Origin of the sequence: Bowmanella sp. JS7-9, from assembly GCF_004329715.1 — a bacterium.
Lineage (GTDB): Bacteria > Pseudomonadota > Gammaproteobacteria > Enterobacterales > Alteromonadaceae > Pseudobowmanella > Pseudobowmanella zhangzhouensis.
The window spans coordinates 87,437-110,789 of sequence record NZ_JXSY01000018.1 but is presented as its reverse complement, the minus strand read 5'-3'; the positions used below and the strand labels follow the sequence as shown (position 1 = coordinate 110,789).

Annotated in this window: 20 protein-coding genes; 18 read left to right on the top strand and 2 right to left on the bottom strand. The window is 49.5% G+C overall.

The window, feature by feature from the left end; translation table 11 throughout:
- The first annotated feature begins 87 nt into the window (after window positions 1-87).
- Both mgtE and TK45_RS09945 read left to right on the top strand, forming a co-directional pair.
- The gene (gene mgtE / locus TK45_RS09950; RefSeq protein ID WP_131258504.1) at window positions 88-1,449 is read left to right on the top strand and encodes a magnesium transporter; all 1,362 of its coding nucleotides are present in this window, start codon (window positions 88-90) and stop codon (window positions 1,447-1,449) included.
- A complete protein-coding gene (locus TK45_RS09945) occupies window positions 1,450-2,628 on the top strand; it encodes an MFS transporter (RefSeq protein ID WP_131258503.1) in 1,179 nt (392 codons plus the stop codon). It begins immediately after the preceding gene.
- Here the strand turns inward: TK45_RS09945 and arcB are convergent.
- Window positions 2,607-4,952 (bottom strand): aerobic respiration two-component sensor histidine kinase ArcB, encoded by a 2,346-nt coding sequence (gene arcB, locus TK45_RS09940; protein WP_131258502.1) that lies wholly within the window; start codon window positions 4,950-4,952, stop codon window positions 2,607-2,609. The genes TK45_RS09945 and arcB overlap by 22 nt on opposite strands.
- A 247-nt stretch (window positions 4,953-5,199) precedes the next feature.
- On the opposite strand from arcB, the gene folE2 reads away from it, so the two are divergent.
- Complete coding sequence (gene folE2 / locus TK45_RS09935; RefSeq protein WP_131258501.1) at window positions 5,200-6,126, top strand: GTP cyclohydrolase FolE2; 927 nt, start codon at window positions 5,200-5,202, stop codon at window positions 6,124-6,126.
- A 61-nt stretch (window positions 6,127-6,187) separates the two neighbouring features.
- On the opposite strand, the gene TK45_RS09930 is transcribed toward folE2, so the two are convergent.
- Window positions 6,188-6,769: a PEP-CTERM sorting domain-containing protein gene (locus tag TK45_RS09930; protein ID WP_165490753.1), complete on the bottom strand. Its 582-nt coding sequence runs from the start codon at window positions 6,767-6,769 to the stop codon at window positions 6,188-6,190.
- 616 nt (window positions 6,770-7,385) lie between these two features.
- Here TK45_RS09930 and gltB point away from each other — a divergent pair.
- The 15 genes from gltB to TK45_RS09855 all read left to right on the top strand — a co-directional run bounded on the left by gltB (window position 7,386) and on the right by TK45_RS09855 (window position 23,309).
- Window positions 7,386-11,852 (top strand): glutamate synthase large subunit, encoded by a 4,467-nt coding sequence (gene gltB, locus TK45_RS09925; RefSeq protein ID WP_131258499.1) that lies wholly within the window; start codon window positions 7,386-7,388, stop codon window positions 11,850-11,852.
- Window positions 11,853-11,860: 8 nt separating this feature from the next.
- A complete protein-coding gene (locus tag TK45_RS09920) occupies window positions 11,861-13,276 on the top strand; it encodes an FAD-dependent oxidoreductase (protein WP_131258498.1) in 1,416 nt (471 codons plus the stop codon).
- Between the two features lie 151 nt (window positions 13,277-13,427).
- Entirely contained in the window at window positions 13,428-13,751 is a 324-nt protein-coding gene (locus tag TK45_RS09915; RefSeq protein WP_131258497.1) for a hypothetical protein, read from the top strand.
- Window positions 13,752-13,841: 90 nt separating this feature from the next.
- Entirely contained in the window at window positions 13,842-14,411 is a 570-nt protein-coding gene (locus TK45_RS09910) for a DUF2726 domain-containing protein (RefSeq protein WP_131258496.1), read from the top strand.
- 118 nt (window positions 14,412-14,529) lie between these two features.
- Entirely contained in the window at window positions 14,530-15,234 is a 705-nt protein-coding gene (locus tag TK45_RS09905; protein WP_131258495.1) for a 5'-methylthioadenosine/adenosylhomocysteine nucleosidase, read from the top strand.
- Window position 15,235: 1 nt separating this feature from the next.
- Complete coding sequence (locus tag TK45_RS09900) at window positions 15,236-16,189, top strand: cobalamin biosynthesis protein (RefSeq protein WP_131258494.1); 954 nt, start codon at window positions 15,236-15,238, stop codon at window positions 16,187-16,189.
- The gene (locus TK45_RS09895; RefSeq protein WP_131258493.1) at window positions 16,186-16,986 is read left to right on the top strand and encodes a cobalamin-binding protein; all 801 of its coding nucleotides are present in this window, start codon (window positions 16,186-16,188) and stop codon (window positions 16,984-16,986) included. The genes TK45_RS09900 and TK45_RS09895 overlap by 4 nt, the downstream gene beginning before the upstream one ends.
- A 94-nt stretch (window positions 16,987-17,080) precedes the next feature.
- Complete coding sequence (locus TK45_RS09890; protein WP_131258492.1) at window positions 17,081-18,091, top strand: adenosine kinase; 1,011 nt, start codon at window positions 17,081-17,083, stop codon at window positions 18,089-18,091.
- Between the two features lie 12 nt (window positions 18,092-18,103).
- On the top strand, window positions 18,104-19,486 hold the full coding sequence (gene ahcY, locus TK45_RS09885) for an adenosylhomocysteinase (protein WP_131258491.1): 1,383 nt from the start codon (window positions 18,104-18,106) through the stop codon (window positions 19,484-19,486).
- 116 nt (window positions 19,487-19,602) lie between these two features.
- On the top strand, window positions 19,603-20,148 hold the full coding sequence (locus TK45_RS09880) for a YkvA family protein (protein WP_131258490.1): 546 nt from the start codon (window positions 19,603-19,605) through the stop codon (window positions 20,146-20,148).
- 78 nt (window positions 20,149-20,226) lie between these two features.
- Entirely contained in the window at window positions 20,227-20,589 is a 363-nt protein-coding gene (locus TK45_RS09875) for a rhodanese-like domain-containing protein (RefSeq protein WP_131258489.1), read from the top strand.
- Between the two features lie 4 nt (window positions 20,590-20,593).
- Entirely contained in the window at window positions 20,594-21,016 is a 423-nt protein-coding gene (locus tag TK45_RS09870) for a hypothetical protein (protein ID WP_131258488.1), read from the top strand.
- On the top strand, window positions 21,013-21,405 hold the full coding sequence (locus tag TK45_RS09865; RefSeq protein ID WP_131258487.1) for a DUF2721 domain-containing protein: 393 nt from the start codon (window positions 21,013-21,015) through the stop codon (window positions 21,403-21,405). Before TK45_RS09870 ends, TK45_RS09865 begins: the two co-directional genes overlap by 4 nt.
- A 1-nt stretch (window position 21,406) precedes the next feature.
- Window positions 21,407-21,976, top strand: coding sequence for a GNAT family N-acetyltransferase (locus TK45_RS09860; protein ID WP_131258486.1), 570 nt, complete (start codon window positions 21,407-21,409; stop codon window positions 21,974-21,976).
- Window positions 21,963-23,309, top strand: a complete 1,347-nt coding sequence (locus TK45_RS09855; RefSeq protein WP_131258485.1) for an FAD-binding oxidoreductase — start codon at window positions 21,963-21,965, stop codon at window positions 23,307-23,309. The genes TK45_RS09860 and TK45_RS09855 overlap by 14 nt, the downstream gene beginning before the upstream one ends.
- The last annotated feature ends 44 nt before the right edge of the window (window positions 23,310-23,353 follow it).

The following is a 23,353-nucleotide window of genomic DNA, read 5'->3' as shown; positions in this document are numbered from 1 at the left end:
GCACGCACAAATATCTGCTGAACTCTGTGCGTAGTTACTCTAAACTATTGTTATTCTTTTAATTGTCACTCATTGGCCGTCTTCCGCATGCCAGATACTCTGGAAAAACAATACAGCCCTGAACAACTGCAAGCGATTAATAACGCGTTAAGCAGTGGGATGTATGTGCATGTGCGTAAAATGCTGCACCATATGCCTGCGTGTGATGTTGCATTACTGCTGGAGTCGACCCCGTCCAAGAGTCGGATGGTGTTGTGGCAACTGATCGATCCGGAATTCCACGGCGACGTTCTTGAAGAACTGTCTGAAGATGTGCGTAACGGCATCATTCGCCGCATGATGCCAGAGAAGCTGGCCGATGCCGTCGAAGACATGGATACCGACGATTTGGCAGAGCTGCTGCACAGCCTGCCTGATGCCGTGGTGCAGGAAGTGCTCAAATCCATGGATGAGCAGGACCGGATTCGTGCGGAAAGTGCTCTGGCTTATGGCGAGGAAACCGCCGGTTTCGTCATGAATACCGATACGATTACCCTGCGGCCGGAAGTCACCGTCGATGTCATTCTGCGTTATCTGCGCCTCAAAGGCGATGTACCGGAAGATACCGATACCTTCTACGTAGTGAACCGTTTTGACAAACTGATTGGCTCCGTACCGGTGACCCGCCTGTTAACTGCCACGTCTGATATGACAGTGGAAGAGTTAATGAATGAAAATGCCGAAGCCATTCCGGTGGATATGCCGGAAACCGAGGTTGCAAAATTATTTGAACGTTATAACTGGCTGTCCGCGCCGGTGGTGGATGCAGAAAATCATTTGTTAGGCCGGATCACCATCGATGATGTGGTCGATATTATTCGTGAAGACGCCGAACACTCAATGATGAGCATGGCCGGTTTGGATGACGAAGAGGATACCTTCGCCCCGGTAATGAAATCGACCCGACGTCGTTCCATCTGGCTGGGCGTGAACCTTATCACTGCACTTATGGCGGCGGCAGTCAGTGATTTGTTTGAAGAAACCCTGAGCGCACTGGCGGTACTGGCAATCTTAAATACCATCGTGCCAAGCATGGGTGGCGTTGCGGGCAACCAGACCCTGACTCTGGTTATTCGCGGTATGGCATTGGGCCACGTAAACGACTCAAATGGGCGCGCCCTGCTACTCAAGGAGTTGGCTATCGGGTTTTTGAACGGGTTGCTATGGGCAGTATTGATTGCCTCGGTAGTAGCCTTATGGAAACAAGACTTCACTCTCGGCTTAATTATTGCCTTCGCCATGATGATCAATATGATTGCCGCTGGCCTGTCCGGTGCTTTCCTGCCGTTGATGATGAAACGTATGAAAATCGACCCGGCACTGGCTGGCTCTGTTATTCTGACCACCATTACCGATGTCGTGGGAATCTTTGCATTCCTCGGCACTGCTACGCTGTTTCTGATGCCTTAAATGCGTTTACTTCACCCCAATGTATTTATTCTGTTAATTGCGCAGGCGTTGATTGGTTCCAGTGGCCCACTGATCGTGTTTGTCGGCGGTTTTATTGGTATTGCGCTCGCTCCCACCCCGGCACTCGCAACATTGCCGATCAGTTGCATGATTGTCGGTGTGGCGTTATTTACCCTGCCCGTGGTGAAACTAATGAGCAGAATTGGGCGCAAACGTGGCATCTTGTTAACTACCCTGTGTGGCCTGCTTTGTAGTTTGTTTGCGGCATTTAGTATTGAGCAGCAATCATTCTGGCTGCTGTGTTTCAGTATTTTGCTGTTTGGCATTCCATTGGCGGCCAATCAACAATTTCGCTTTGCGGCAATTGAGTCTGTCGCGCCTGAACAAAGTGGTCAGGCCGTCTCGGTATTACTCATGGCGGGATTGGTCGCGGCATTCGTTGGGCCAGAATTGGGTGTATGGGGTAAGTCGGTCCTGAATGAGTCATTCAGCGGCGCGTTCGTCTTTTTAGCTATTAATATGCTTGTGGCATTGGTCGTGATTAGTCGTCTGCAGCCTGTCGGCGCACCATCCCTGCATCAGGACTCAGCGCCACGTCCCCTCACGCAGCTGGTCACGCAACCTATATTTTTGTTGGCACTAAGCAGCGCAGCTATCAGCTTTGCGGTGATGAGTTTTATTATGACCGCCACGCCAATCAGCATGCATGTGCATCATCATTTTTCGATGCAGGACACTAAGTGGGTGATTCAAAGTCATATTATTGCCATGTATCTGCCCTCCCTGTTCACCGCGCTGCTGATCCGCAAGTTAGGGATCCGCAAACTGATGCTGGCAGGCGTTGCAGCCCTGCTAACCTGTGTGGTGATCGGTCTGATTAATCAGGACTATGTCCATTACTGGAGTGCCTTGGTGTTACTTGGGATTGGCTGGAATTTTATGTACGTAGCGGGTACCACCTGGTTACCGCAAAGTTATCAGGAAAATGAAAAATTTCGGGTACAGGGCGTCAATGACCTGACCATCTTCTCATTACAGGCGCTGGCTTCACTGTCAGCCGGTATTGTGATTGGTTGGTTCGGATGGAACTGGGTGCTTCTCAGCACCCTGCCGCTATTGTTTCTTCCCGTGCTCGCACTTTGGCACTGGAGAAGAACTCAATCTTCCCCATCAAGCTGAGTGTGCAACCAATTCTCCAATAGGGGTAAATCGTGTTGCAAAGAGGCCTGCAACTCATCGACCCAGTCATACACGTTTTCCCACCATGCGGGGTGTTCGCCTTGCTGAATCAGATTGGCATATTTACGCACATGTAATAAGCCCACAGATGCAGCGGCCCCCTTTATTTTATGCGCTTCTTCGCACACATGGTTTTTGTCTTTTGCCATCAGGCTGGTCTGTAAAACCTGCAAATACTGCGGCATTTTAGATTTAAATACCTCGACCGAATCTAATAACAACTGCGCCCCGATGGTATCAACCAATTGACTCAGATTTTCCGTGTCCAGTGCGCCGGCAATACTATTGCCCTGCGGCTGACTCTCATCTTCTACATCCTGTATTTCCGGTGCGCTGCAATACTGATTGATAATTTCAATCACACGGCTCTTTTTGATCGGCTTGGCGATAACATCGTCCATGCCATTATCCAGATATTCCTGACGGGTTTTAATTACATTAGCGGTGAGCGCCACCATGGGCGTTCCCATTACCAGATCTTCTTGCAGCAAGGTATTGGCCACATCGAAGCCGGTCATATCGGGTAATTGAATATCCAACAGAATCAGGTCGAAATGCTGCTGACGTGCCATGTCGATGGCTTCCCCCCCGGTCATAGCCACACTGACAACCTGACCCAGCTTCTCCAACAATGCGCGGGCAACCATCACATTTAATTCGATGTCTTCTACCAGCAGAATATGCAAGCCGGTCGCTTTGACCAGAGTCTGAGGCTTCGGCGCATCCATGGCCTTAAGCGGCAGCAACACAGTAAATGTACTGCCCTTACCCGGCTTACTGTTAACCTGGATAGAACCGCCCATCAGGTCGACCATTTTTTTGGTAATCGCCAAACCAATCCCGGTACCCGTGGCAAAGCGCTTCTTATCTTCTTTGACCTGATAATACATAGCGAAAATGTTATCTAACTCTGCTTCAGGGATACCAATCCCCGAGTCAGTGATGACAAATTTCATCATAGGTTCGGCACTGTCGTCCTGGACGGTTAACTGGAAGGTGACGCCGCCACGCTCAGTAAATTTCACTGCGTTGTATAACAGATTCCACAGTATTTGGCGTAAGCGGGTATGGTCAGTCTCGATATAGGTTGGGAGTGATTTATCAATACTGGCATTAAACGTCAGGCTCTTATCACCGGCCAATAAGCCGACCAGGCTGCTGAGTTCATTAAAGAACAACCGGATATCAATACTTTCCTGCACCAACTCCAGACGTGTGCGACCGATCTTATCCAGATCGATGATGTCGTTGAATATATTACCCAGCGTTACCGCACTGGTATAAATCGTATTGACCCAGTTTTGTTGCTCACTATCGAGCTTAGTGCCACGCAACATCCGGCTAAGGCCAACAATCCCATTCAGCGGTGTACGTAACTCATGGCTGATCGTGGCGATAAAAGCGGTTTTATCGCGACTGGCACGTTCTAATGCGTCTTCCGCTTCCTTACGTTTGGTCATATCACGCCCGAACGCGAGCAAACCAAGGCGGTTACCTTCACTGTCATAAAACGGCACTTTGCGCATCTCATAGTAACGTAAACTGCCATCGGCAAATTTAAGCCACAACTCTTCAGTGATGCTGGTATTACTCTTTAATACCTCGTTATCACTGGCCACCACGCGGATCGCGACGTCCTCGTCGTACACCTCTTCCGGAGTTAGCCCAAGTAATTCAGCTTCGGTTTTACCGGTCATTTGCTCTGCAACCCGGTTACAACCAGCAAATTGGCCCTGTTCGTTGCGGTAATAAATTAAATCTGGCGAGGAGTCGATTATCGAACGCAGCAAGGATGATAAACGTTGTGCCTGTTGCTCTTTTTCCCGGCGTTCTTTGATTTCCTGCTCCAACTCCTGGTACAGAGTTTCCCGCTCGATTTGCACCTGCTTACGTTGTTCTATTTCGTAATTGAGCTGGGTAATATTGCTGTGCAATTCCTGGTTTAGCAGCACGTCTTCATCACGTAAACGCTCCAGTTGTGCCACCAACTCTTCTAAATTGACCCGTTGACGTTCCAATTGCTTAACCAGTTCACTGAAGAAAAACAGCACAAACGGCGCGCTTAATAATGTCAGAACGATGGCACTGAAAAAGTCCATCAATTCAACTTCACCCGTCAGCGTCAAACGCAGCACGTAAGACCCTAGCAAAGTGAAACTCAACGCCAACAATACGAACATTACGCTGACTTTCAGCGTACCCATACGGTTAATAAAATTTGCAAATCGAATTGCCCAGGAGTCCATGGGCTGATGTGGAGACATTGGTTCACTCCATTACACAACAACGATGCCCGCATCCTAGCATGGACGGCACCTAAGCTTGTATGAATTTAAAAACCAAGTAAAATACTCAACTATTCACGCAAGTCGGTCGAAGCGAACGTCATATTCGTTTTTTTCACCGGACAGGGCAGCACAATTTATGCTATAACGAGCGCCGTTTTACAGTTGCGGCCAGCGTGACAGCTGAGTTTCTGCTTCGTCATTGTTGTTTACCAATGGAGAAATAATGTCCTTAATCATGCCTGATGTTGCCAACCAAAGTGCAGCACTAACTGCCAGCACCCTGGATCGCGTTGGTATGAGCAATATTGAAATCCCGTTAATGCTCGCCACTGATGAAAGCAACGGCCGGCCCGTCAGCGCGCGAGTTAGCGCTTTCGTTAACCTGATTAAGCCTGAAGCTAAAGGCATTCATATGTCTCGTCTATATTTGCTGCTGGATGAACTCTCCAATCACAGTGAATTGACTCTGGCGACATTGCAGCAATTACTCAATGATTTCGTAAGCAGCCACGAAGACCTCAGTGACAGTGCGCAGTTAATCGTTGCTTTCGACTACCACATGCGTCGCAAATCCCTGATAAGTGGCAAGCAAGGCTGGAAAGCTTACCCAATCGTCCTCAATGGCGTATTAAGCAAAGGAAAAATGCAGGTCGAGATGCAAATCGATGTGCCCTATAGCTCAACCTGTCCATGCTCTGCAGCCTTAGCCAGACAATTGATCCAGCAAAGTTTCGAGCAATCTTTTAGTCAGCAGGAACAGGTTAATTTTGATCAGGTTCATGCCTGGCTGGGCACTACACAAGGTATAGTCGCCACACCACACAGTCAGCGTTCAATTGCCGATGTAAAAGTAAAATTGGATGATTCCGTCACAGAGTTACCGGTACAGGCTCTGGTAGATGTAATCGAAAATGCCTTAAAGACACCGGTACAAGCCGCAGTAAAACGTGAAGATGAGCAGGAATTTGCTCGTTTAAATGGCCAGAATCTGATGTTCTGTGAAGACGCAGCGCGTAAACTTAAAAACGCACTTGCCGCTCAAGCTAGCTATGCGGACTTTTATGTGCGGGTCAACCATCTGGAGTCTCTCCATGCACACGACGCGGTTGCGATTGCAGTGAAAGGTATCGAAGGCGGCTATCAGGCCTGATATCTCCCTCGCAGATAATAAAAAAGGTGCCCGAAGGCACCTTTTTTATTTCGCCCACCCCTTACGCCTTGCGGCGTAAACCGAATACGCTCAGTAAGCCAAGCGCTAAAATGAATAATGATTGCGGCTCTGGTACAGCATCAACTCGCTGAGTAATAGTCACATTACCGCCAGCACCTTGCTCTTCATTTACGGTCTCCAAACGCAACTCTGAAACATCATCATAGGTGATGTTAAGTCTATCGCCCTGAGATTGGGTAAATGCACTGAAGCTAAAAGAAATCAGATTGAAGTTACTGTCTAACGTAATGATCCCTTGTTCACCTGCCGAGAAGTACAGGTAGTTATCATTTAAGAACAGGCTGAGGAAGAACGATGTCATATCCTGAATGTTATAGCTGGAGTCACCCGCTTCAAACGAGGCTGGCGTTTCCGCATCAAAATCTGCACCGAAACAACCAATATACCCATCTAAGCTGCCTGTGTAGTTGCCACATACCAATTGGTTTTGATCAACAACAGAAGAATTCCAACCTGCATCGGTATCGGTAAGGTCAGCAAAGATATCGAAATAAACCAGACCGGCATTTGCGGTCGAAGATAACAACATAGAAAGGGCGGCGCCCATGAACCAATTTTTCATGGAAAATACTCCAGTAGAATAAACCACAGCGTGCACCATCAGTCACCTGATATACACCACTAAACTCTTCTTGTACGCCTCGCAGAATACAATGCATTCCCTATGCCAACATGTAAATACCCAAAAAGAAAATAACAAAAATCATTATAATACAATAAGTTAAAAGTATTACAGTATATCAACCTAATTCTCTGAAATTGATAAACCTCAACTATTTGTAAATTTTCCTGACACACTTACAGCCCGCCACTGCAACCGTGCAATCCAACATATTTATGCACCTTTACGTAAACGTAACTTGGCCGGAAATCAATAGCAATTAGGATAAATATTTCGTTTTGCGACAAGACAAAAATGATTTAACACACCATTAACAACATTAATATAAACAATTAAATCAATCACTTAAATAAAAAAACAAAGCAAAAAAGAACAAAGGCCAAAAAATCCACTTTTGGGATAATTGATTTTGATTTTGTTCCTCTGTATGTTCCTAAGGCTCACAACGTCGAGTGCATAACAATTCAAATATTTTGTCGTGAGACCTATTTAAACAACAGTGGAACTAACATTCGATGATGCTCCGCCCATCACTTAGTTGAAGGAGTGTTTCAACATGACTCTATTTCATCCAAACGATTCTCGGGATAACTGCGGATTTGGGTTAATTGCGCATATAAAGGGTGAAGCGAGTCACCACTTGGTAAAGACTGCTATCACCGGGCTAGACCGTATGCAACACCGCGGCGGCATCGCTGCGGATGGAAAAACAGGTGACGGTTGCGGTCTGTTAATGCAAAAGCCGGACAGCTTTTTCCGTGCCATTGCTGCCGAGCAAAACTGGAAGCTGGCACAAAACTATGCTGTTGGTATGGTATTCCTCAGTCAGAACAAAGACAAAGCCGCGGCCGCCCGCCATGCGCTGGAACAGGAATTACAAAAAGAAACGCTGGATGTGCTCGGCTGGCGACAGGTTCCGACAGATGATTCCCTGCTAGGTGAACTTGCCGCCAGTTGCAAACCGCAAATTGAACAGGTATTTGTCAACTCTCCACCTGGCTGGCGCCCCCATGATATGGAACGCAGGCTGTTCATGGCTCGTCGCCGTGCTGAGAAGGTGCTGAGTGAAGATGACGATTTTTATATTGCAGCGCTGTCGTCATTGGTCAGCGTATATAAAGGATTGGTTCTTGCCGGTGATCTGCCCAAGTTCTATCTGGATCTTGCCGATGAGCGCATGCAATCGGCGATTTGTATCTTCCACCAGCGCTTTTCGACCAATACATTACCGAAATGGCCCTTGGCACAACCCTTCAGATTCCTGGCGCACAACGGTGAAATCAACACCATCCGTGGTAACCGTGAATGGGCTCAGGCGCGGACCTATAAATACCGCACTCCACTAATCCCAGACCTGTATGACGCTGCACCGTTTGTTAATCTGCATGGTTCGGACTCGTCTTCACTGGATAATATGCTTGAGCTGTTCCTGGCTGGCGGCATGGATTTATTCCGCGCGATGCGATTACTGGTGCCGCCTGCGTATCAAAACAATCCAACCATGGATGACGATCTTAAGGCATTTTATGAGTTTAACTCCATGCATATGGAGCCTTGGGATGGGCCTGCGGGAATTGTCCTGACGAATGGTCAACATGTCGCGTGTAATCTGGATCGCAATGGCTTACGCCCTGCCCGTTATGTTATTACCAAAGATAATCTGATTACGCTGGCCTCTGAAGTGGGCATTTGGGACTATCGACATCAGGATGTCCTGGAAAAAGGACGTGTCGGCCCGGGTGAAATGCTCGCGGTGGATATTGAGTCCGGAAAAATCTGGCGTAGTTATGAAATCGATGAAGAATTAAAAAATCGCCACCCGTACCGCGAATGGCTGGGTAAACACATCCGTCGCCTCACTCCAGTCGAACAAATGGAAACGCCTGCTATTGGTAAACGTCTGTTCGATGACGACATGATGAATACCTACTTCAAGCAGTTTAACTACAGCTATGAAGAATTAGATCAAATCATCCGCGTGTTGGCGAATGATGGCCAGGAAGCGGTGGGATCTATGGGTGACGACACACCCATGGCAGTGTTATCCAGTAAACCCCGCACCTTGTATGATTATTTCCGCCAACAATTTGCCCAGGTGACAAACCCGCCAATCGATCCATTAAGGGAAAATCATGTTATGTCGCTCGCCACCTGCATTGGTCGCGAGAAAGACGTATTGAGTGAAACGTCTGGCTATGCTGATAGAGTACGGTTTGACTCACCTATTCTGATGTATACCGACTTGAAACAACTGCGTAATTTCGATCCCGAACATTACTATTCAGAAGTCATCTCGATTAATTACCCGGCCAGTGAAGGGCTCAAAGCTGCGCTCAAGCGAGTCTGTAATGAAGTAGAACATGTGGTCCGCCATAAAAAAGCGGTGTTCGTGGTACTGTCAGACCGCAATATTCGTCCTGATACATTGCCCATTCCAGCGGCAATGGCGGTCGGGGCGGTACAGAAGCGTTTAGTCGAGACCTCGTTACGCTGTGATGCCAATATCGTGATTGAAACCGCTTCTGCGCGAGATCCTCATCACTTCGCGGTACTGATTGGTCTGGGCGCGACGGCGGTTTATCCTTTCCTCGCCTATGAGGCCATCGAACAGATGGTCGAACGTGGACAATTAAACAATTCACCACTACAAGCCATGATCAACTACCGCAAGGGGATCAACAAAGGCTTATATAAAATTATGTCAAAGATGGGCATCAGCACAGTCGCCAGCTATCGGTGTTCCAAGCTGTTTGAAGCCATTGGTATCAATCGTAATGTGATGGACGTGTGTTTTGAGGGCGTGCCCAGTCGCATTCAGGGCGCCGACTTTGACGATTTTGAACAAGACCAAATCAATTTAAACCGCGTGGCCTGGTTAAAACGCAAAGCGATTTCCCATGGTGGCTTACTTAAGTACGTGCACGATGGCGAGTATCACGCCTATAACCCAGACGTGGTGCAATCGTTGCAAAAAGCGGTAATGAGTGGCGATTATCAGGATTACAAAGTCTTTGCTGACCTGGTCAATCAGCGTGGCGTCGCCACATTGCGTGACCTGCTAGCATTAAAACCGCAGCAGGCTGCGATCGATATCAGCAAAGTGGAGCCAGCCGAGGCGCTTTATCCGCGCTTCGATACCGCCGCTATGTCAATCGGTGCTTTGAGCCCGGAAGCCCATGAGGCACTGGCCATCGCTATGAATCGATTGGGTGGCCAGTCTAACTCAGGCGAAGGTGGCGAAGATCCGGCACGGTTTAACACTGAACGTAATTCCAAAATCAAGCAAGTGGCATCCGGTCGTTTTGGTGTCACGCCGCACTATCTGATCAATGCCAGCGTTATTCAGATCAAAGTCGCACAGGGAGCGAAGCCCGGCGAGGGAGGTCAATTACCCGGCGATAAGGTCAATAAATATATCGCTGAACTGAGATATTCAGTGCCAGGCGTTACCCTGATTTCGCCCCCTCCCCATCACGATATTTATTCTATCGAGGACTTGGCACAGCTGATATTTGACCTCAAGCAGGTCAATCCCAAAGCATTAATTTCCGTCAAACTGGTTTCTGAACCGGGTGTCGGCACCATCGCCTGCGGCGTTGCCAAAGCTTATGCCGACCTGATTACCATCTCTGGTTACGATGGCGGCACGGGTGCCAGCCCGATTACCTCGGTGAAGTACGCCGGCAGTCCATTTGAACTCGGTCTGGCCGAAACTCAACAGGCACTGGTAGCCAATGGACTCAGACACAAAGTCCGCGTGCAGACCGATGGTGGGCTAAAAACCGGCCTTGATGTAATCAAAGCGGCGATACTCGGCGCAGAAAGTTTTGGCTTTGGCACCGGTCCGATGGTGGCATTAGGTTGTAAGTACTTACGTATCTGTCATCTCAACAATTGTGCAACCGGCGTCGCAACCCAGGATAAAAATTTACGCGATAACTACTTTATCGGATTACCAGAGATGGTGATGAACTACTTCCGCTTTATTGCAGAAGAAGTACGCGAAATCATGGCCAGTTTGGGGGTCAGAAAACTGGAAGAACTGATCGGTCGCACAGAATTGCTCAGCGTGCTGGACGGTGTATCAGTGCGACAGCAAAAGCTGGAACTCAGTCCGATTCTGGCCAAGGCCACCGAAGGTGATCACACTCGCCTGTTCTGCAGCACAACATCAAACGCACCTGACGACACCGGTGAGCTAAATCTGCAACTGGTGGCAGATTTCAAAACTGCGGTTGAGAACTTACAGGGTGCTTCAGGCAGCTATCCGATCACTAACATTGATCGTTCCGTCGGTGCAGGTTTGTCCGGACTGATTGCGTCGTTACATGGTAACAAGGGCATGGAAGACCATCCCATAAAACTGAGTTTCAGCGGCACGGCAGGACAAAGTTTCGGTGTGTGGAATGCCGGTGGGCTGGAGATGCGCCTTGAAGGAGATGCCAACGATTACGTAGGTAAAGGTATGGCGGGCGGCAAGCTGGTCATCCATCCGCCTGCCGATGTCAGTTACATCGCTCATCAAAGCGCCATCATTGGTAACACCTGTTTATACGGGGCAACCGGTGGAAAACTGTTTGCGGCTGGTCGCGCCGGTGAACGTTTTGCTGTGCGCAATTCCGGTGCCATTGCCGTCATCGAAGGTGCCGGTGATAACGCCTGTGAATATATGACCGGCGGGATCGTTGCGATTCTCGGCAGTATTGGGGTCAACTTTGCAGCCGGGATGACAGGAGGCTTCGCTTATTTGTTAGATGAACATGACGATCTGGAGTGTCGCATCAATCCTGAATTGGTGGAGTACTCCGGACTCACCGACAAAGCGATTCTGGCCGAGCATCTGCGTGGACTGATTAATCAGCATTACGAAGAAACAGGCAGCGAGCGTGCCTTGGCGATACTTACAGATTTCAACGCATACTTAGGCAAGTTCCGCTTAATCAAACCGAAGACCAGTGATGTTAAGAATCTGCTGGGTCACATTAGTCGCTCAACCGATGAGTTGCGCGTGCAGGCACAGTAGGAGCGGATATGGCGAAAAATGTGTATCAATTCGTCGATGTAGAACGCATCGACCCGCCGAAGAAACCTCTTTACGTGCGTAAAGAACAATTCGCGGAAATTTATCAGGCAATGAGTGAATCACAGGCACAGGGCCAGGCGGATCGCTGTCTTGACTGCGGCAATCCTTACTGCGAGTGGAAGTGCCCGGTGCACAACTATATTCCTCAGTGGTTGAAACTGGTCAACGAAGGCCGCTTATTTGAAGCGGCAGAATTGTCCAGTAAAACCAATAGCTTACCCGAGGTCTGCGGACGTGTTTGTCCACAGGACAGACTCTGTGAAGGCGCTTGCACCCTGAATGAAGACTTTGGGGCCGTCACCATAGGCAGTATTGAAAAATTCATTACCGACACGGCTTTTGCGCAAGGCTGGCGACCAGACCTGAGCAATGTAGTAAAGACCGATAAGCGCGTGGCCATCGTTGGCGCGGGACCCGCCGGTCTGGCTTGCGCAGATATTCTGGTGCGTAACGGCGTTAAACCCGTGGTGTTTGATAAATACGAAGAGATTGGTGGACTGCTTACCTTTGGCATCCCGGCATTCAAGCTGGAAAAAGAGGTTATCAAGTTACGCCGTGAGATCTTCACCGACATGGGGATCGAATTTGTTCTGGGCACTGAGATTGGTAAAGATATCGCATTCGCAGAACTGCTGAATGAATACGATGCGGTATTCCTTGGTATGGGTACCTACAAATATATGCAAGGTGGCTTTGCCAATGAGTCCGCGCCCGGGGTCTACGAGGCACTGCCATTCCTGATTGCCAACACCAACCGTTTGATGGCGCTGGAAAAAGATCCTGCTGATTACATTAGTATGCAGGGTAAGAAGGTTATTGTGCTCGGAGGCGGGGATACGGCAATGGATTGCGTACGTACCTCGGTGCGACAAGGCGCTGAATCGGTGATTTGTGCCTATCGTCGCGATGAAGAGAACATGCCCGGCTCTCGGCGCGAAGTGCAAAATGCCCGCGAAGAAGGTGTCGAATTTATGTTTAACCTACAGCCGCTGGATATTGCCGTAGATGCAGATGGCAAGGTATGCGGCGTGCAATTCGTAAAAACTGAGCTGGGCGCACCGGACGCCGCCGGACGCAGATCACCTCAGGCCGTACCAGACTCCGAACACGTGTTGGAAGCCGATGCTGTCATCATCGCGTTCGGTTTTCAGCCCAGTCCGGCCAGTTGGTTCGCAGATTTCGGCATCATTCTGGATGAAAAAGGCCGTGTACGTGCGCCGCAACACGGAAAGTTCGCATTTCAGACCAGTAACCCGAAAATATTCGCAGGCGGCGATATGGTACGTGGTTCGGATCTGGTGGTAACCGCCGTATTCGAAGGACGCAAGGCTGCAGAGGGTATCCTGGATTACATCGGCGTGTGAACTGAGCAAGAACAGCCGTGCACTGCACGGCTTTTTTGTCGCGCCAATATACCTATTGCCCTGTTCCTATACCCGTAGTGGCAATACAGGATTTGCCAAGCGCACGCCAGCTACTTATAGTTTGATCCAGAGTCCCAGGATTAATATTGATATGAGCAAATCAATCATTTTCGCATTAACTGCCGGTATGGCTAGCGTGGCAGTCAACGCCCAGCAATGCCCCGGCGAATTTCATGCCGTCCCTTTGCATGAACGGGCAAGTGTTTGCCACAGTTTCAATTCAGATACACCAGCCAGTATGAGCTATCATGCGCCACTGTCCCCTGCTGATACCGTGACCTTTTATAAATCCGCATTAGGTGAGCCTGAGCAGGAATCTTTGCAAAAAGGTCGCACCGTCCTGCAGTTTGCGCAGAAAGTGGTGGTGATTTCAGCCGATGCCGCCGGCAGCCAGGTCGACATTCTGATTAAATAGCCATTTCCTCTGAAAGAAATGGCACGCCCCCTGCATTTCACTTAGTCAGATGACACTCGGTGTCAATTTTATGACTTGCGTGAGGTGCGTATGGAACTGGCGATCATTCTGATGATTCTGTTAATTGTCGTCGCGGCGGCGGCAATTAAACTCAGCGATGTGGGTTTAACCTTCCCATTTAGTAAAAAAACCAATTTGTATACGCCCGCAGAACGAAAATTTCTGCAAATGCTGGATATGGCCGTGGGCGATCAATATCGGATTATTTGCCGGGTGCGACTTAGTGACATCGTCAGTATTCGCCCGAATACCTCAGTAAAAGTCAGTCGCAGTGCCATGGCGCAGGCCGCCACTAAACAACTGGATTTTGTATTGTGTCAAAAAGACACCATGAGCCCCGTGGTCGCCGTCGATTTGGTCAGCGTCGAAGCGGAACGCAGTTATAAGGCGCAACGTGACTGGTATGTCAGCGGCGCGTTGGACGCGGCTCGTATCCCACACATTCGGATTAAAGCTAAAGCCAGTTACAAGCCGCAGGAAATTCGCGACTGTATTCATGCCAAACTGGCTCCTCTGAGATTCCAACAACCGCAGGAACCCTTGGTACGCGGTACCCTGAATAACGACAAAGCGCCATTACGCCGCCCCGTCGCCGCCTAGTTTTCCTACACCATCTTTAGCCACCTGCGGGTGGCTGTTTTATTCCTACCCAGATTTGTCCGCGAAATCAGGAAAAATAATGTAAACTTCGCGCACATTTTTTTCAGATAAGTTGTACATGAAAATTGGTATTCTCGGAGCGATGGATCAGGAAGTTGCGCTCCTTAAAGCCTCATTACAGGATGTAACTGTTAGCGAATATGCGCACCTTACATTTTACGCCGGCACCTTGCATGGCGTTGAAGTGGTCGTCGTGAAGTGCGGTATCGGCAAAGTTGCTGCGGCTGTAGCGACAACTATCCTGATTGATCGCTATGCCCCGGACTTCGTAGTTAACACCGGTTCTGCCGGTGGCTTTGATAAAGACCTGAACATCGGCGATTTAGTCGTAGCGGATTTCGTTCAGCATCACGATGTAGATTTAACCCATTTCGGCTATGAACGTGGCCAAACATACGGTATGCCCGCCAAATTCGCCTGTGATCAACGTTTGATCGAGGCCGCCGAGCAAGCCGCTCGCGATGTGGTACATATTCAAAGTAAACGTGGTCTAATTTGCACTGGGGATGCGTTCATCGGTAGCGATGATGTCGTGGCACGCCTGCGTGATCTGTTCCCTGAGATGCGCGCGGTGGAAATGGAAGGTGCGGCCATTGCACAAACCTGTCATATGCTGGAAACACCCTTTGTGGTAATCCGCTCTCTGTCAGATATTGCCGGCAAAACCTCGAGTATGTCATTCTCACAATATATTGATATTGCAGCGAAACATTCCGCAGAATTGGTCATGGGCATGATTGCCGCACTGGCCCCGAAAGGATGATATGACCCCACCCGCTTTACTTGATTCACCCTGGCTTACCAATTTATTTATTGCCAGTCTGGTCATCCTGCTAGAGCGGGTTCTCGCTATACCGCGAAAGGCCCATCCGCTTTCTTTCATGCAAATTCTGGCGCGGAAAATGGCGGATAAAGTTTGCCGTGCCAATAATCCCGCCGCACAACAACGAATTGCCGGACTACTGGCGCCTGCAGTGATGATTATTCCTTGGCTGATTATCATCGCGATTGTGCGCTCACTGTCAGAGTTTCCACTGTTTTTTGATCTGCTACTGCTATTTGTCGCGCTGGCCTACGGCGATGTAGAGCGCAGCGCGAAACGCTGTCAGTTAGCATTGCAGCAAAACAAAAAATCACTGGCACGACAGTATCTCAAAAACATTGTATTGCGTGATGTGGATAGCCTGAGCGAAACCGGCATGAGCAAAGCCTGTATCGAGGGCCAGATACTGCGTCTCGTGCAACAGCACATTACACCGCTACTGCTATTTATGTTTTTCGGCGGCGTCTCAGCATTTGCTTATCGATGGGTATTGGAGTGCCATTATCAATGGAATCCCAAAGTCCGTCAGTATCAGCATTTTGGCCGACCGCTGGAGCGCCTCATCGCTGTGCTGATTTTTCTGCCATTGCGTCTGACCACCGGGATCTTTGCCCTGATTGGCAGTCCGTTTAAAGGCATCTGGATTTGGTTAAAGGGCCTGCAACTGACTAATCGTAATCATCTTCTGCAAAGTGCCGCTCTAATGTTGAGGGTTCAGCTCGGTGGCCCTGTTATCTATCAGCAGCAGAAAGTACGCATGACGCGTTTCGGTCGGCGACTGCCTAATCCCGGCGATATTTCTCGAAGCCTGTTATTTGTGCGTTTGAGCACATTGCTTCTACTGGTGCTGTGTGCGTTGGTCGGCATGCTGTTCATCAAAGGAATGACATCATGATTCGCTGGCTTATGGTTTTACTGATTGCATTTAGCGCCACCGCGCAACCTACCCGAATCATTAGTTTGGCGCCTCATACCACCGAGTTAGTGTATACCCTTGGTGCCGGTGACCACCTGATAGCTGTCAGTGACTACAGCGATTATCCCGAAGCGGCGAAAGGTTTACCTCGAGTGGCCAGTTACCAAGGGGTAAACTTTGAGGCGATAACGGCGTTACAACCCGACCTGATCATCGGTTGGCAGGGTGGAAATAAACCTCAGGATTTGGCACGTCTGCAACAGCTTGGATTTACCCTTTATTTATCCGTTCCAGACACACCCGAGGCGATTGCTACAGATTTGCGTCAACTGGGCGCATTGCTGCAGGCGCCGGATGCGGAACAACTGGCTTTGGCATTGGAAGCACGGCTTGCCGAGCTACGTCGCGATTACGCCAGCAAACCCAGAATAAAGGTATTTTATTATCTGTCGTCACAACCGCTGATTACCGCCAGCAATAACGCCTGGCCGGTACAATTGTTAAATATTTGCAATGCCGATAGCATTTTTGCTGACAGCCTGAACGATTATCCTTCTGTGACTGTGGAGACGATTATTCAGCGCCAGCCGCAAAAGATCATTGCCGCTGATGGCGCTACCCAAAGTCAGACGCAGCAATTTTGGCAACGCTGGCAAACACTTATCCCACAATCCGCTCATTCTATAGTCACCGCGGACGCAAACAAACTACATCGCTTCACGCCGCGCCTGTTGGACGGGCTGCAAGCTTTATGTAGCGACCTAAGAAAAAACTGATTATTTTTGTTCAATTAAACAGAAAAAATCCGCACTTTAGCGCACTTTCTGCTAGAATCCGCGCCTTTGTGTGTAGTAATCAGATTTGCTGGATATGAGCAAGTACGACGTTATTGCCCTTGGCAATGCCCTAGTTGATAAAGAATACGAAGTGACAGACGAATTTCTCGCCGCCCAGGGCGTGGAGAAAGGCGTGATGACGCTTCTTGAATGTGATGTTCAGCAGCGTCTGCTGGACAGCCTGAATAACCAGTTTGGCCTGAAAAAGCGCGCAGGCGGTGGCTCCGCAGCCAACTCAATGGTGACCACTGCTCAGTTCGGCGGCAAGGTATTCTATTGCTGTAAAGTAGGCGATGATGCGTTAGGTGAGTTTTACTTAAAAGACTTAACCGACGCGGGTGTTATGCATCGTCTCGATCAGCAAAATACCCCAGGTGCCACCGGCCGCTGTGTTGTTATGGTGTCACAGGATGCTGAGCGCACCATGTGTACCTACTTGGGCATCACCATTGACTTCTCGGTAAATGAATTACATGAAGACGTCATTCGTAATGCTCAAATTCTGTATATCGAAGGTCATCTGGTCTACCAGCGTGAAGCCGTCGATGCCATCCTGGTCGCCAAAAAAATTGCCCGCGAAGCTGGCATCAAAGTAGCCATGACCTTCTCTGACCCTGCTGTGGTGAAATATGCCCGCGACCATCTGGCTGATGTCATTGGCGAAGACGGTGTCGACCTGCTGTTCTGCAATCAGGATGAAGTGGCTGACTGGGCAGGAAACGATGACGTTGACGCAGGCATTGAAGACTTGCTGAAAATTTGTCCAACCCTTGTCTTGACTCGTGGCAGTAAAGGTGCACAAATTATCACCAGGGAATCAGTGATCGATATCCCACCTTATCCGGTAAAAGCAGTAGATAGTACCGGCGCCGGCGATACATTCGCAGGTGCGTTCTTATACGGCATCACCAATGGTCTGGATATGGCGACTGCAGGTCGTCTGGCAAGCCGCAGTGCTGCCGAATGTGTTTCACAATTCGGTCCTCGCCTGGCGGCTGATGTTCAGCAAACCATTCTCGCTGAAGTGCTCGGGGAGGCCCAGTAAGAGGATGGTAGCATGTTGGATACAACCCAAAGTGGTGATTACAAAGTAGCGGATATCGGTCTGGCGGAATGGGGACGCAAAGAACTCACCATCGCCGAAAGCGAAATGCCTGCTTTAATGGCAATTCGCGAGCAATATCGGGCTAGTCAACCATTGCAGGGTGCCAAAATTCTTGGCTGTATCCATATGACCATTCAGACCGGTGTGCTGATTGAGACCCTGATTGCATTGGGGGCTGAGGTACGCTGGTCGTCTTGTAATATCTTCTCTACCCAGGATCATGCTGCAGCCGCCATGGCTGCGGCAGGTGTTCCGGTTTATGCCTGGAAAGGGGAAACCGAACAGGAATATGACTGGTGTCTGGAGCAAACCATACTGAAGGACGGTTCGCCCTGGGATGCCAATATGGTACTGGATGATGGGGGTGATTTGACCACCATGCTGCATGATAAGTATCCGCAGGTTCTGGCCAACGTTCACGGTATCACTGAAGAAACCACCACCGGCGTGCACCGTCTGGAAGACATGCTCAAAAATGGCCAACTCAAAGTTCCCGCTATCAACGTCAACGACTCTGTCACCAAATCCAAAAACGACAATAAATACGGCTGCCGTCACAGTCTCAACGATGCGATCAAACGCGCTACCGATCATTTGCTGGCAGGTAAAAAGGCGCTGGTTATTGGCTATGGCGATGTAGGCAAAGGCTCGGCTCAATCGTTACGTCAGGAAGGTATGATTGTGCGTATCAGCGAAATCGATCCTATTTGCGCAATGCAGGCCTGTATGGACGGTTTCGAAGTGGTCTCTCCCTATCTGCATGGCCATAACTCAGGTCAGGATGCCGATCTCAACTTAGCATTACTCCACAACACAGATTTAGTCGTCACCACCACCGGTAATATCAATGTCTGTGACGCGGCGATGTTGCGAAACCTCAAAGCCTGCGCTGTGGTATGTAATATTGGCCACTTCGATAATGAAATTGATACCGCCTACATGCGCAAACAATGGCGCTGGGAAAAAATTAAGGATCAGGTGCACAAAGTGTACCGCAGTGACGATTTAGCCGATCACCTGCTGTTGTTATCAGAAGGGCGTCTGGTAAATCTGGGCAACGCAACAGGGCACCCGTCACGCATTATGGATGGGTCTTTTGCCAATCAGGTATTGGCACAGATCCACCTTTACCAGCAACGCTTTGCCGACCTACCCGATGACCATAAACCTGCGCATTTACGGGTTGAAGTATTGCCACGTCATTTGGATGAAGAGGTGGCTCGCCATATGGTACGTGGGTTTGGCGGCGTTATCACCCATCTTACCCAGCAGCAGGCCAGCTATATTGGTGTTGCGCAGGCGGGTCCATTCAAAGACGATCAATACCGCTATTAACCAGTTGATCTTTAATATTTTTTGTTTAAAAAGCCGCGATAAAGCGGTTTTTTTGTTCGCTTTTTCTCTGCTATGCTAGTGCTTTACGCTAAACCACAATGCAAGGAAAATCTCGAATGAGCATTGAAGTCACCTTCCAATTAAGCGACGCCGATTTGGAACATTTCCGTCATTTAATGACCACCGCCATCGCCAATGCCGCTAAATTACCGGAAGCGACCATCAAACAGAAGGCTGCACAGGCCATTGCTGAAATGAGCAGCGATGGGGTACCGGAATTTGTTACCAGTCGGGTTGCCAGTCTGGAAGCATTGCTGGTAATGCTGGATGACGACACCTGGAAACTACCAGAAGAAGAACGTCAGGAAGTACTGACCTCATTGGCCTATTTCAGTGAGCCAGAAGATCTGGTACCGGACCACATCCCGGTACTAGGCTATCTGGATGATGCCATTATGATCGAACTGGTGGTGCAGGATTTAAGTGCCAATATCGAGGCGTATAAAGAATTTTGTGAGTTCCGTGAAAAGGAAATGGCACGCCGCGGTGTAGAAATCAGCACCGAAGACTGGTTAGCCAGCAAACGAATGGAAATGCACACCCGCATGCGCAAACGCCGCAGCGAACGTCGCGGTGGTCGTATTTTCAGCCGGGTTTTTTAAAGCGACAATTCGTGTCACAATATTGAACGTACAAAAAGCCGGCATTTTTGCTGGCTTTTTACCTTTTTGGAGAGAAACATGCGTGCCCTTTCACTCATTGCAGGTCTGTTATTCAGTGCATTTGTGACTGCTCAAGCTACTGATATCAGTCAGCAACAATTCAGCGACTTACCAAATAAAGTGGTGCTTGACGTTCGCACGCCAGAAGAATTCGCCGAGGGACACGTGCCCGGCGCGGTGAATATGCCCTACGACCAGTTAGCCAGTTTTAAACAAACACTGGACGGTTTCAAAGACAACAACCTCGTCGTATATTGCCGCTCGGGTCGCCGGGCTGCCGTTGCAGTGCAGTGGCTAGAAGAACAAGGTTTTGAACAACTCTATCATCTGGATGGTGATATGTTAGGCTGGCAGGAAGCGAAACTCCCTATCGAGAAGTAAGTTAGTGTCACAGAGAGTTTTAAAAGGACGTAATAAGTTCGGTCAATATCAACTCACCCTCGAGGACGATATTATTGTTGCGGCCTTTCGTGGTGTGTTAAACGACACGTTGGCACAAAAATATGCCGATGATATGGCCGCGCTGGCTGAAGATCTGAAATCTGCCCCCTGGGCTTATGTGTGTCTGGCCGAAAGTTTTGACGCTACCACCCAAACCAGCCAGCAGATTCTGATCGATGTATACCGACAATGTCAGATACGTAATTGCAAGCTGAGCGTCTATTGTATGCGGTCCGCTTTGGGCAAGGCACAAATTCGCCAAATGATGCAATTAGCTGGTATTGAACGGGATTTCGATAAGGTATTATTCGACGATGCGGACACTGCTAAACGCTTCGCGCGCGAATATTTGGATACCCTGGAATGAGCATTACTCTGACTACCCCTGCCATGCTGTTTCCGGCCATCTCGTTATTATTACTGGCTTATACCAACCGGTTTCTGACTCTCGCAGGTATCATTCGCAATTTTGATCCAACCCAATCGGATGACTCGGTGAGCTTGCAAATCAGTAACCTGCGCAAGCGGATCCAATTGATCAAACGCATGCAGGAAGCCGGTGCGGCCAGTTTCTTTTTATGCGTATTGGCGATGCTGGCGATATATCTGGAATACCAGGTAGCGGGTAGCTGGATCTTTGCCTTAAGTCTGGTGTTTCTGCTCTACTCCCTGTGGATGTCAGTATGGGAGAGCCGCATATCGGTGCATGCCCTCGATGTCCACCTGCAAAAATATAATCTGTACCCTAAAAAATAATATGACAATCCATTACGAATTTTTACAGCCTGAGCATTTTGCTCGCTTCGTGGAACTTGCAAACCGTGTCCACGGTGATAATTACATTGATTTAGCCACCCTCGAAACCTACGCACAGCGCTCGGTTAAAAACCATATCAATGCCAGTATTGTCGCACTGGATGAGGAACGCATGGTGGGCTTTCGCCTGACCTTCGCCGCAGGGCAATGGCCTTTCGACAAGTGGTGTAGTGTCGATAAATGGCCGGTTGCAGCCGATGACATGTGCTATTTCAAAGTCATTGCGGTCGATCCTGAATATCAGGGTTCAGGTGTCGGTGGTGAATTACTCAAACGCTCTATTGAACAAGCGAAACAGCAGGGTGCCAAAGCCGGCTTAGCCCATGTATGGGAAGAAAGCCCCGGCAATAACGCAGTAGGATATTTCCGCGCTTGTGGCGGTGAATTGGTAGCCCGCCACCCGGGTCGATGGCTGGTAAATGTTATCGAAGATGGCTATGTCTGCCCTATTTGCGAATCCGGATGTGACTGTGTGGCGGCTGAGATGGTGATCCCGTTTGCAGCAGACTGACTTCTACGATCCGCTGCGCCAGCGCCATCCGTCCCCCGATAGTGGTTATGTGCAAAGTTATTGGACGCGTCAATTACAAGTACCCCAGCTTCCGGTAGTCACTCAGGATATCCATACTGACGTTGCCATTATCGGTGCCGGCCTGACAGGCCTCAGCTGCGCACTGGCGCTGCGCCAGCGTGGCATCAATGTTTGTGTACTTGACGCGGTCAATCCTGCGTGGGGGTGCAGTGGCCGCAATGCGGGTTTCGTGCTCCCAGGCACAGGACGTCTATCGCTGGCACAAATGATCGCTAAGTGGGGGGAAGACCAGGCTCAGGCGATTTATGCCGAGTTCAAGGCTGGCATTGAGATCACAGAACAGCACATTACCCGGTATGGTATTGAGTGTGACCTTCAACGTGGGGGTTACCTGAAGATCGCCCACAAGCCATCTATGTTAAAAAGCCTTGAAGCTCAGGCACGCCTGCTGAATAGTCGTTTTAGTGATCCCGCTGAACTGTTGTCCCCCGACGACGTGCAAACTCACTATCTGGCTACACAAAAATCCGCCGGTGGGCTGTATTTCCCATACAGCTTTGGATTAAATCCGCTGAAATTGAGCATGGGGCTGGCCAATGCGGCACAACAAAGTGGTGCCGCTCTGTATGCGCACAGCCCGGTACAAGCCTGGCAACAACTAGGTCAGCAACATAAGCTGCATACTCCCACAGGGAGTGTTACTGCCGACAAAGTCATTCTGGCGACCAATGCTTACACCGGCACACACAACCATGCCTTGGTAGAACAGCGGCATTTTCCAGTGCTGTCTTCTGTTATCGTGACCGAACCACTCAGTGAGACACAATTAGCCGCGTGCCGCTTTAAGTCGGGCCTTCTGGCGATGGACACCCGCGCGCTGAAATACTATTACCGCTTGCTGCCGGATAATCGGATTTTATTTGGTGGCCGTGGCGCGATTACCGGGCGGGGAGCGACCTCCGGGGTGTTCAAACAACGATTATTGCAGGCCTTAAAAGATCAATTCTGTGGGCTACAGGACGTGCGAGTTGCCGATTACTGGAGCGGTTGGATCAGCGTATCGCTGGACGACTACCCGCGAGTCTGGTTCGATCACACCCAAGGGGTAGGTTACGCCATGGGATATTGTGGTTCTGGCGTGTCATTCAGCCAGCTGGCTGGCCGGCGTCTGGCACAGGCTGTGTGTGAAGAGCCGCTACCGTCACTGCCATTTTACCAATCAACACTCAAACGCTTCCCATTGAGTCCGTTTAAACGAATGGGTTTGTGGGGATACTATCAGTGGGGGCGCTTTCAGGATCGCTGGCTTTAAGCCACCTGGAGATATTAAAAAGCCCGCATACAGCGGGCTTTTCA